Origin of the sequence: Parafrankia colletiae (assembly GCF_001854655.1) — a bacterium.
Lineage (GTDB): Bacteria > Actinomycetota > Actinomycetes > Frankiales > Frankiaceae > Parafrankia > Parafrankia colletiae.
Map to the genome: position 1 here is coordinate 37,820 of NZ_MBLM01000159.1, position 10,961 is coordinate 48,780.

General features: G+C 69.3%; 8 protein-coding genes. 4 read left to right on the plus strand and 4 right to left on the minus strand.

Annotated elements, in window-relative coordinates:
- Positions 1–43 precede the first annotated feature (43 nt).
- The 3 genes from CC117_RS29425 (at position 44) to CC117_RS29435 (ending at position 4,180) form a co-directional block, all read left to right on the plus strand.
- A complete protein-coding gene (locus CC117_RS29425; RefSeq protein ID WP_071090252.1) occupies positions 44–1,660 on the plus strand; it encodes an FAD-binding oxidoreductase in 1,617 nt (538 codons plus the stop codon).
- Positions 1,657–3,384, plus strand: a complete 1,728-nt coding sequence (locus tag CC117_RS29430) for an FAD-binding oxidoreductase (protein ID WP_084132998.1) — start codon at positions 1,657–1,659, stop codon at positions 3,382–3,384. The genes CC117_RS29425 and CC117_RS29430 overlap by 4 nt, the downstream gene beginning before the upstream one ends.
- A gap of 214 nt (positions 3,385–3,598) precedes the next feature.
- On the plus strand, positions 3,599–4,180 hold the full coding sequence (locus CC117_RS29435) for a TetR/AcrR family transcriptional regulator (protein WP_071090226.1): 582 nt from the start codon (positions 3,599–3,601) through the stop codon (positions 4,178–4,180).
- A 64-nt stretch (positions 4,181–4,244) separates the two neighbouring features.
- Here CC117_RS29435 and CC117_RS29440 read toward each other — a convergent pair whose 3' ends face one another.
- The 4 genes from CC117_RS29440 to CC117_RS29460 all read right to left on the minus strand — a co-directional run bounded on the left by CC117_RS29440 (position 4,245) and on the right by CC117_RS29460 (position 10,176).
- A complete protein-coding gene (locus CC117_RS29440; protein ID WP_071090229.1) occupies positions 4,245–5,786 on the minus strand; it encodes an FAD-dependent oxidoreductase in 1,542 nt (513 codons plus the stop codon).
- A gap of 58 nt (positions 5,787–5,844) precedes the next feature.
- Positions 5,845–7,056 (minus strand): IS701 family transposase, encoded by a 1,212-nt coding sequence (locus tag CC117_RS29445; protein WP_198542031.1) that lies wholly within the window; start codon positions 7,054–7,056, stop codon positions 5,845–5,847.
- A 1,019-nt stretch (positions 7,057–8,075) separates the two neighbouring features.
- Positions 8,076–8,747 carry a hypothetical protein gene (locus tag CC117_RS29455; RefSeq protein WP_071090235.1) on the minus strand — a complete coding sequence of 224 codons (672 nt, stop codon included), beginning with the start codon at positions 8,745–8,747 and terminating at the stop codon, positions 8,076–8,078.
- Positions 8,748–9,213: 466 nt separating this feature from the next.
- Positions 9,214–10,176, minus strand: a complete 963-nt coding sequence (locus CC117_RS29460; RefSeq protein WP_071090239.1) for a cation diffusion facilitator family transporter — start codon at positions 10,174–10,176, stop codon at positions 9,214–9,216.
- Positions 10,177–10,635: 459 nt separating this feature from the next.
- On the opposite strand from CC117_RS29460, the gene CC117_RS29465 reads away from it, so the two are divergent.
- A partial coding sequence (locus tag CC117_RS29465; protein ID WP_131803156.1) for a GNAT family N-acetyltransferase occupies positions 10,636–10,961 on the plus strand: 326 nt, incomplete at its 3' end.

Sequence of the window (10,961 nt, forward strand, 5' to 3'; positions counted from 1 at the left end):
CCGAAACCCGATGAGCCGAAACCCGATGAGGGAGTACCCCACGATGCCAGGCGACTCCCGTCGCGCTTTTCTCCGAGGTGTCGCGCTCGCTGGTGGCGCGGTGGCAGTTCTGCCTGCCGCCACGACCCGCCCGGCGGCCGCCGCGCCGCCGGCACCCGGGGGCGCGGCGGTCGTGATCAGGCCCGGCGATCATCAGTTCCCGGACCTGAACTGGGGCAGTAACCAACGCTGGGTGGGCTCTCCGGAGACCATCCAGCTGATCAGCGACGCGGAGCAGGCCCAGGCCGCGGTCCAGCGCGCCGTCGACAGTGGCACGGCCTTCGCGGTCCGCAGCGGCGGCCACTGTTACGAGGACTTCGTCTCGAACCGGCGGGTCCGCACCGTCCTCGACCTGTCCGGGCTGAACAGGGTCGGCTTCGACGAGGCCCGTCGGGTGTTCACCGTCGAGCCCGGTGCCCGCCTCGGCGACATCTACCGGACGCTGTACCGGCAGTGGGGCGTCACCCTGCCCGGAGGAAGCTGCCCGACCGTCGGCGCCGGCGGCCACATCGCCGGCGGTGGCTACGGTCCATTGTCGCGGCGCCACGGCCTGATCGTCGACCACCTGTGGGGCGTGGAGGTGGTGGTCGTGGACCGAGCCGGCCGGGCGTCCGCCGTGGTCGCCACCCGGGAGCGCGACGACCCGAACCGAGCCCTGTGGTGGGCGCACACCGGTGGCGGCGGAGGCAACTTCGGCGTCGTCACCCGATATCTGTTCCGGTCGCCCGGCGCCACCGGCACCAGCCCGGCCGACCAGCTACCCAGGCCTCCGGCGGAGGTCATCGTCGCGACCGTCACCTGGTCGTGGAGTGACCTGAACGAGGCGTCCTTCAGCCGCATCCTGCGCAACTTCGGCAGATGGTACGAGGCCAACAGCTCCCCCGACTCGCCGTACGCCACGCTGTTCAGCCAGCTCAAGCCTCAACACGCTACCGCCGGTTCCTTCTCGATGACGACGCAGATCGACGCGTCGGTGCCGCGGGCCGGCGCTCTGCTCGACTCCTATCTCGCCGCCGTCAACGAGGGGACGGGGGTCCGCTACCGCGTCGACGACCGCCGCACGATCTCGTGGCTGCATGCGGCCACCCAGTGGCCGGGCTTCACCGGCACAGACACCACGACACGGTTCAAAGGCAAGTCGGCGTACATGAGACGCGGCTTCAGCGACGCCAACCTCAGGGCGTTCTACCAGCACATGACGCGGACCGACTACGCGCATCCCGCCTCACTCGTGATGATCACCTCCTACGGCGGCCGGATCAACACCGTGCCCGCCGCGGACACCGCGGTGCCGCAGCGCGACTCGGTTCTCAAGCTCCACTACGTGAGTTTCTGGACCGATCCCGCCGAGGACGCGGCGCACCTGAACTGGGTGCGCTCCCTGTACCGCGACGTGTACGCGGCGACCGGCGGCGTACCCGCTCCCGGCCCCGACACCGACGGCTGCTTCATCAACTACGCCGACGCGGATCTCGCCGACCCGGTCCACAACACCTCCGGAACCCCCTGGCACGAGCTGTACTTCAAGGCCGGCTACCCGAAGCTGCAGGCCGCGAAGGCCCAGTGGGACCCGAAGAACCTCTTCGCCCACTCTCTGTCGATTCAGGCGGCGCGACCATGACCCCTGGCACCACTCCCGGCGTAGGAGACCGGCCGGAGGACCCGGCCAGCGGCTGGTCGCGCCGCCGCGTCGTGACCGGCGCCGCCGCGCTCGCCGCGGCCGCTGTGCCGGGCGGAGCAGCCGCAGCCACCGGGATGACCGCGGCTACCGCTACGGCTTCGGTGGGCGCGAGCCCGTTCCCTGCGGTATCCGTGCGCCCGGGCGACGCCCGCTACCCCGACCTGGTACGCGGCATGAACCAGCGCTGGACCGCGCGGCCTGGTTCCGTCCGTCTGGTCGCCACCGCGGACCAGGTGCGCAACGCCGTCCAGCAGGCGGTCGATGCGGGCAGCCGGGTCACCRTACGCGGCGGCGGCCACTGTTACGAGGACTTCGTCTTCAACAGCGAGGTCGAGACGGTCATCGATCTCTCCGAGATGACCGGGGTGCGTTACGACCCGGAACGCTCGGCCTTCGAGGTGGAGGCCGGCGCCATCCTCATGGACGTCTACGAGCGGCTGTACAGGGTGTGGGGGGTCGTGGTCCCCGGTGGCGTCTGCTACTCGGTCGGGGTGGGCGGTCACGTCAGCGGCGGGGGCTGGGGCCTGCTCTGCCGCCGGCACGGCCTGATCGTGGACCACCTGTACGCCGTCGAGGTCGTCGTGGTCGACGCGCACGGCGGGGCACGGACGGTAATCGCCACCAGCGACGACGGCGGCCCCAACCACGAGCTGTGGTGGGCCCACACCGGTGGCGGCGGTGGCAACTTCGGCGTGGTGACGCGGTACTGGTTCCGCTCCCGCGGCACCTCGGGCCGTGCCCCCGGCGCGCAGCTGCCCAGGCCGCCGGCCGAGGTGCTGCTCAGCGCGGTCTCCTGGCCCTGGGAGGCCATGACCGAGCGGGCCTTCATCCGCCTCGTCCGCAACTACGGCGGCTGGCACGAAGCCCACGCCGCCGCCGGTGGTCCGTATGACGGGCTGGCTGCCAACCTGAACCTCAACCACCGGTCGAACGGCCAGATCGGCCTGCTGACCCAGATGGACGCGACCGTCCCGGGCGCGGAGGGCCTGCTCGACGCCTTCCTGCGCGCCGTTTCGGACGGGGTGGGCGTACCGCGGGGGCCGGTCACCAACGCCATGGGGGAGCACGGGCCGATGCCCGAGTTCAGCACGCCGCAGCGGCTTCCCTGGCTGCAGGCGACGCGCTACCTCGGTGTCACCAACCAGGTGCTGGTCGACCCGACACTTCGCGGAGACTACAAGTCGGCCTACCTGCGCCGCTCGATGCCGGAGCGGCAGATCGCCACCATCTACCACCATCTGACCCGCACCGACTTCGCCAACCCAGCCGCCATGGTGCTGCTGAGCTCCTACGGCGCGGCGGTGAACGCACTGTCGCGAACAGCCACCGCCTCGGTGCACCGTGACTCGGCGTTCAAGCTGCTCTACCAGACGTACTGGCACTCGGCTGCCGAGGATGCCGCCAACATCGCCTGGTTGCGGGAGATCTACGAAGCGGTGTACGCCGACACCGGCGGCGTACCGGTAGCCGGCGAGATCACTGACGGCTGCTATGTCAACTACCCCGACATCGATCTCAGCGATCCACGCCGCAACCGGTCGGGAGTGCCCTGGACCACGCTGTACTACGGGGAGAACTATCCGCGCCTGCAGCGGGTGAAGGCGGCCTGGGATCCGCGCGACTTCTTCCGGCACAGCCAGTCCATCCGCCCGCCGGGGCGCTGAGCGACCCGTTCCCCCCCCCGCTGCGAGGGCCCACGTGACATCCCGCCCGCGCCGCGAGGGCCCGCGTCACAGCCGTCCGCGCCGCGCGGTGTCCGGGGCTCGCGGTGCCCGGCGCTGCCCAGGCAACCCATAACCGAGTCGACCGAACAAACCAGTCCCCACCCCTGTCGCAACGGACTTTTCTTGATTGCCCGGTCTTGTTAGCCTCAAGGTCATGGGCAGGACCAAGGAATTCGATCCCGATGTGATGCTCGAGCGCGCGATGGACCTCTTCTGGGAACGAGGCTTCGAAGCCACCTCCATGGCGGACCTCGTCGAGCATCTGGGGATCGGCCGGGCCAGCCTTTACGGTACGTTTGGCAGCAAGCACGATCTGTATCTGGCTGCCATGCGGCGCTATCTGCGCGGGAGCGAGGCGGGCTTCGTCAGCGCCCTCGCCCAGCCCGGCCCCGCCCTGTCGGCCGTACGCGCGTTCGTCCAGAGCTGGGTCAGCGAAGCCCTCGCCGACCCGGACCAGCGAGGGTGCCTGGTGGTGAACGCCGCCGTCGAGCTCGCCCCACGCGACCCCGAGGTCGCCCGCCAGGTGGCCGTCAGCTGGACCGTGGTGGAGACGGCGCTGTTGTCCTCTCTGCTGCGGGCCCAGGCCCAGGGCGAGCTGGCCGCCGACAGGGACGCGCACGAGATCGCCAACTTCCTGCTCGTGGTGATGCAGGGCGTCCGTGTCGTAGCGCGGGCGGCACCGGATGCGGATCGGCTCCAGGCCGCCGCCCGGCTCGCCCTGGCCGTGCTGGACTGACCCTCCTCGTGGCAGGGCGTCGGGCCGGGCCCGGAGCCGATCCGCACCCGCCCCCGGCTGGCGGTCATTCCGGCAGGCCCACCTCGGCGGGGTCCCCGAACCAGCGTCCCAGTGCCGCACGCAGGTCCTCGACGTCGCGTGCCCCGCCCAGGGCGCCCCAGGCCGCGTAGCCGTCCGGACGCAGCAGCAGCGCCTCCGCGGTGAGCCGCTCCTGCGCCCGGGCCTGCACGACGTCCACCCGGTCCGCCCACGGCGCGGCGGCCTGTCGCAGCTCCGCCCGGCCGGCGAGGTCCAGCAACACCGGGCGCCCCGCGTGCAGCAGGGCCGCCAGACTCACCGCACCTCCCGCCGTCCGCAGCCGCGTCTCCGGGACGAACCTCCCGGCGAACGGATCATTGGGCCGCCCGCAGTCGTAGACGATGTCCGTCCCGCTGACCATGCCGGCCAGATAGGCGTTGACCTGATCCATCCGTAGGAGGTCGGCGAACAGACAGCGTAGTCCGTCGCTGGACGGGTCCGGGTTCATCAGAGCAACCTGCACGCTCACATTGGCGAGCACACGTTCCCCGACCGGGTGCCGCTCGCTGTGGTAGCTGTCGAGCAGGCCTTCCGGGGCCTGGCCACGGACGCAGGCGGCAAGTTTCCAGCCCAGGTTCAGTGCGTCCTGGAGGCCGGTGTTGAGGCCCTGCCCACCAGCGGGAAAGTGCACATGGGCCGCGTCCCCCGCCAGCAGAACACGCCCCGACCGGTACCGCTCGGCCTGGAATGCCGCGTCGCTGAACCGCGAAAGGTGCCGAGCGGAGCGCATCGGTACGGTACGGCCGGTGATGCGCTCGACCTCCGACCGGAACTCCTCGAAGGTCACGGGCGCGGTGCGGTCGGGATGCGAGCCCCGGAAGTCGTACGTCCCGATGCGGCTGTGGCCACCCGGATCAACCCAGGCGATGGTCCAGCCACGGGCGGTCCGCTGCCAGCCGGCGGCAATGGACGGCGGGTCGGACAGGCGGACCTCGCCCATGAGGCACGACATGGTGGGCGGCGTTCCGGCGAAGGCGATCCCGGACTTCGCCCGCGTCACGCTGCGGGCCCCGTCGCAGCCGACAGCCCAGCTCGCCCGCAGGGACGCGGGCCGGCCGCCGGGTCGACGGATCGTCACCTCGACATGCTCCAGGGCTTCGCGGACGTCCATCACCTCGGCGCCCCGCAGCACCGTGGCGCCGAGCGCCAGCGCGCGATCGGCGAAGACGGCCTCCGCGAACGCCTGCGGACTACCGACAATCGCGGGAAACTCCTCGACCACCGGTGCCAGATCGAGGTCGAAAAGACCACCGAAATGGAAACGTGTGTGTGCCTGTGGAGCGCGGCTCGCGACATATCCGCCCGGCTGCACAGCCTCCAGCAGACCGCGCCGGTGCAACGACTGGGCGGTCCTGGCGTGCAGGGTGCCGGCTTTCGACTCGTCTGACGGAACGCGCTCCTTCTCCAGCACCGTCGTCCGAATCCCGTGCAGGGCCAGCTCGGCGGCCAGCAACATCCCGACCGGCCCTCCGCCGACGATCACGACGTCGGGATCCGCTACCGGGTCGCCTGCCCAGCCTGCGTCCACGATGGCTCGGGGTCCTTTCGTCCGTGTTCCGGCGAGATCCGGGCTCTCGCGCGGGCGGTCAGGCGAGCTGGAGATCGCCGAGGGCCGGATCGCCGGCCTTGTTGCGGACGGCCGAGAGGGTCACGATGCCCTGCGCCACCGAGCTGAGCGTGATGTGGCGGTGCCAGCCGCCGAACGTCCGGCCTTCGAAATCCATCGCCCCCACCCGGGTGCTGATCTCGGAGAAGTCCCGGTTGACGCGTTCGACGAGGCCGCCGAGGCGCAGGACGACCGTCGCCGGCACCTTCGTCATGTTGGACAGCCAGAGCTCCTGCGACCGGGGCTCACCCGGAGGCAACGCCCCGATTATCAGAAGCGGGCCGCAGACGCCGGCCCCGGGCGGCAGCATGACCTCTGCTCGGACGACCTGGGTGGGGGGCATCCCGGGGCCGGCGCGGTGCATCCACTGCATTGCCTGCCCGGCCCGGCCGGCCGCCTCGGCCAGGCGCTGCGCCGTGGCCAGCTGAACTCTGCCGCCAGCCCGCGCTGCGTCCACGCCGATCAGCCGCGTCGCCCCGCTGATGCGCAGGACGAACGGGACGTCGGCGGCAGACAGGCTTCCTGCCAGCGCCACCGCGTTCTCGTCTCGCGCGTCCATGACGATCGGCCGGCGCCGCAGCCCCCACCCCCGCGCGATCTCAAGGGCCGTCGCCGTCGCCGTCGCCGCGGGCAAGGAGGCCCGGTCACCGACACCGACTGACTCCGGTATCTCCGCGCGCCGCCTGCGGCGGGCGTCGCCCAGCCAGTCCCCGGGCAGCAGGAGCCTCCAGTTCACCGGTGCGCTGTGCCCGTCGTTCGCGAGCCACACCCCGTAGGAGCGCTGGTTGTTGACGACCTGCCCGAGGTGCGGGACAAACGACTCGGCGACACCGACGGTGTGTCTTCCCGCCTTCCGCACGACCATCGGCTTCACTACCCATGCACGCGGATCGAGCGCTCGGTCCAGATGGGAGGCCAGCGCCTTGCGTACGGGAACCCAGTCCCACGACGACTTGCTGATGAAGTGGTGCAGCCGTTGCTCGGCCGCACCACCTCCGGTGATCGACGCTATCGACCGCATCGACTTGCGTCCGGTGAGCGACAGCAGCCCAGAAACATAGAGTTCGCCGCGTTCTCGCTGGTCACGGCGCGGTAGCGACATCAGCACCCGCCTGCTGCACTCCGTGACGAAGTCATCGGCGACCTCACTCCAGGCGATCTCGTGGGTGGGATGAGAACGGTGCGCGTCCACTAAAAAGATCCCTCCGCCGGACACCGGATCCCGTCGTCATCATTGCACCGGTCCGGAACTCCTTCGTTCCACAGCCGTTCCTATTGGAACACACATTCTCTTTTGTGGCTACGAGGTTCGGCTGCTCCCCGGCCTGGCCTCGTCCACACGCAAGCTGACCGCACTGTGTCGGTCCATCTGCCAGCGGACAAGAAAGCCTGTTCAGAGGCTGTCTCTGCGCCCGTTCATCGACTCGCCCTGTCGCCACCCGGACACCGGGCGAACCTCTGTCGCGTTGTCACGGCGGCTCCGGACTCGCGGTAGCACGCGGTCTGGATACGCCGACCACGCGCCGGTGATCCGCAGACCGGAGGCGATGATGGTCCCGACGACGTCGCGGATGCGGACGGGCAGCACGACGCCGCGAACCCCGCGGCGCGGCAGGRCACCCGCGTCGAGATGCTTCGAGGGCCGGGTTCTGAATCCGGCAGGTATTTGCCGAGGAAACGAGGTGGTGGCGCGGACTGGTCATCGACCTATCGAGCACACGCGAAATAACCAGACCCCGGCCGAGGCAGGGCTTCGGCGTGTTCGAGGATTGACAGGTTCGCCCCGTCTGTCGGATCAGCGCTGGTYGCGAGGGTTGCCGGTCGGGACACGTGCTGGACACGTGTGGGACATGTGTGGGACATGTGTCGTTGACAAAGGGACYGGCACGCCACTTGTAGATACGAAGCCGGGCCCGTGGTCGCGCCCGGGAACCACTCCAGATCGGCGACCTCGTCTACTACGGCACCGCCACCAACATCCACCGTGTCGCGATCTACATCGTAAACGGGTAGATGATCACCGCCCCGGGACGCAATAAAGTGGTGAAGACAGCCCCATACAGGTGGACGGGTGACGACTATCTCGGGGCCACGAGACCAGGAAAGTAAGATTTTTGTAGGTTCTCATGTGACGGCCATTTCCCACAGATGGTGTCCTCGGCCTTTCCCATCGGACAGGTCGGTGGGAGAGCGGCCACCGGGACGGACGTGCTACGACGTTCCGGCCGGGGCCGGCGGCTCGGGCGGTGGTTCCGGAGGAGACGGCGGTGTCGTGGCCAGCGCTGCTTCGATGTCGGGCAGCCAGAACGCCACTTCGAGGGTTTTGAGGGCGGCCCACCGGGACAGCTCGTGCCCGGCCCGCGTCGCACCGGCGAAACCCGCGAGGAAGGCGCCCGCACAGAACGCCGCCAAACCCCGTTCGTGGCCGAGGACTAGCTCTATGGCTGCGACGCCCGCCGACAGGAGGAGGGCAAGCCCAGCGTTGCGCAGCGCTATTCCGCTGGCTCGCAGCCGGCTTATCTCCACCGCCGAGTCGGGCGCCTTGACCTCGATGGCCGCGAAGACGACCGCCGGGTCGACCCGGACGAACGCCATCGACTGGGCGCGGGGAAAGCGGTCGAGAAACTCCCGACGAGCGCCGCGTCCTGGGCGCAGCCACAGCGGCATCCGTCGTCCCAGGAACCGGCGCGGGGCGTAGGTCAGATGGCCGAGCAGGTAGCTGGCGACGATCCCGCCCGCTATCAGCACGGTGGAGTTGAGGTCGCCGACCAGCCCGAGATCGATCCACGACGCCCGGTCCAGGACGTACAGCAGTAGCGCGAGATACAGCGAGCCGGGAACGGAGTAGGCGAAGATGTCGAATACACCTAGGCTGAGGTTCACGCTCTCCTCTGTCCGGTCGGTCGCGTCCCACCCGACTCCGACCGGGTGGCGATGCCTGTGTGGTCATTGGTAGCACGCGCCGCGTGGTGCCGTCGACCCGTTTCGAGCGGGGCCCAGCATGATCAACAGGCAGGCGCCAGCGACCGGCGCGGTGCGGCAGACCCGGCCAACCAGCACCGACAGCCGTCCACGCGGCCAGGCCAGCCGAGGAAATGGACAGATCTGCGAGAAACAAGATGCGGACAGATCCACGATAAAGACGTCAACGCCCTGGTCGCGACTTCGCCGATGGACATCTGACACTCGGACCTACAGATTTATTCGAACCAGATTCCCTCTGATCGCGCGGGCCGCGCCGAAGGTCGCCGACCCCCTGCACATGGGTGAGTCCCCGGCCCCGGTCCGGCTGGTCGGGCTCCCAGCCGAGAGCGCCCTCGGTTCGTCCGCCTGCCCTGGCCACCACCGACTAGGTGGAGTGGTGGGCCAGTGCCTTGTGTGCGCTGGTTGCGAGTGTGGGGGCGTGGTCGGTGTGGACCGTCGCGGCGATCAGTCGCGGGACTGCGTGGATCAGTGCGTGTTCGGCATCGACGGCGATGGCGTGTGCCTGGACGATGGTGAGGTCGGCGGTTACCACGATGTCTGCTTCCGCGCGGAGTTGGTGGCCGATCCATCGGAGCCGTATGGCTCCGACTTCGCGGACTCCGGCCGTTGCGGCCAGGGCTGCCTCCGCCGCGTCGACCAGGCGCGGGTCGACCGCGTCCATCAGCCGCTGGTAGATCTCTCGGATCGCGTGGCGGAGGACAGCGAGGATCGCCGCTGTGATCACGAGGCCGATGAGAGGGTCCGCGATCCGCCAGCCGGCGGCGACGCCGCCGGCGCCGGCCAGGACGGCGAGTGAGGTGAAGCCGTCTGTTCGGGCGTGCAGGCCGTCGGCGACGAGGGCGGCTGACCCTATTCTGCGGCCTGTGCGGATGCGGTAGCGGGCAACCCATTCGTTGCCGACGAAGCCGACGAGGCCCGCGATCGCCACAGTGGGAAGGTGCGACACGTCCCGTGGATGGATCAGCCGCTCGACCGCCTCGTAGGCCGTCACACCCGCTGACGCGGCGATGACGAGCACGACGGCGATTCCGGCGAGGTCTTCTGCCCGGCCATATCCGTAGGTGAAGCGACGGGTGGCTGGGCGGCGGCCGAGGAGAAAGGCGATGGCCAGGGGGACGGCGGTCAGCGCGTCGGCGAGGTTGTGGATCGTGTCGCCGAGCAGGGCGACGGATCCCGAGGCGACCACGACGACGGTCTGGAAGAGCGCTGTGAGCCCGAGGACAACGAGCGAGATCCAGAGTGCGCGCATTCCTTCCGCGGAGGCTTCCATCTCGGAGTCGACTCGATCGGCGACGTCATGCGAGTGCGGGCGGAGCAGGTGCGCCATCCGTGTTGTCAGCCACCGGACGCGGCCTGTACTACCGGCGTCAGACCTGTGTTGGTGGTGAGCGGGTTCGGGGTGAGCGTGACTGTGATCGGCGTGATGGTAATTTCCGTGATCGTGTTCGTGAGATTCGTGCAGGTGAGCGGGGGCCGACGTCCCGCGGCCGCGGGCGGTGCTACGGAAAGGGTTGCTGTCCTGCTGCCTGCGGGCGGCTTCTGGACTGCCGGGCTGGGAACCTGGGAACGGCAGATCGGCCATGCGCACAGCATCACACGAAAGAATCATTGCGGCTATGGAGCAGAACCCGGCGCTGCGTACCTACAAATGTCTGGCAGTTCCGCGGCCACTGCAGGAGCCTGTGTTTCGCGGCCGATAGTTCGACTGCCGGTACTGATAGTTCGACTGTCGGTACAGCGGGTATCCGAGTCATAGCGGCGCCRCCGTCCGCTCCCAGGGCCATCAGTGCCGGTTCCAGGGTGCACTCATGAGTCCGGGAGGGGTCCCGACCCGGCCACGCGACTCAACCCCGCCCCCCACATCGCCGAGTTCCACGGCACGCCGGTTGCCTACCTGGAGATCTACCGTACGACCAAGGACCAGATCGCCGGTACGTATGACGCGGACGCGCACGACATCGGCATGCACGCCGCGATCGCGGTGACGTCGATGGTGAACAAGGGTGTGGGCCCACGACTGCTACCGCAGTTGATTCGCAGTGTCTTCGAGCTGGATCCTCGCTGCCGTCGCATCGTCTTCGAGCCGGACTGTCGCAACACCGTCATGCGCCG

What these genes read in the sequence shown, in the direction of transcription:
- CC117_RS29425 (WP_071090252.1), top strand. Translation starts at nt 44, where the DNA reads ATGCCAGGCGACTCCCGTCGCGCTTTTCTCCGAGGTGTCGCGCTCGCT.
- CC117_RS29435 (WP_071090226.1), top strand. Translation starts at nt 3,599, where the DNA reads ATGGGCAGGACCAAGGAATTCGATCCCGATGTGATGCTCGAGCGCGCG.
- CC117_RS29460 (WP_071090239.1), bottom strand. Translation starts at nt 10,176, where the DNA reads ATGGCGCACCTGCTCCGCCCGCACTCGCATGACGTCGCCGATCGAGTC.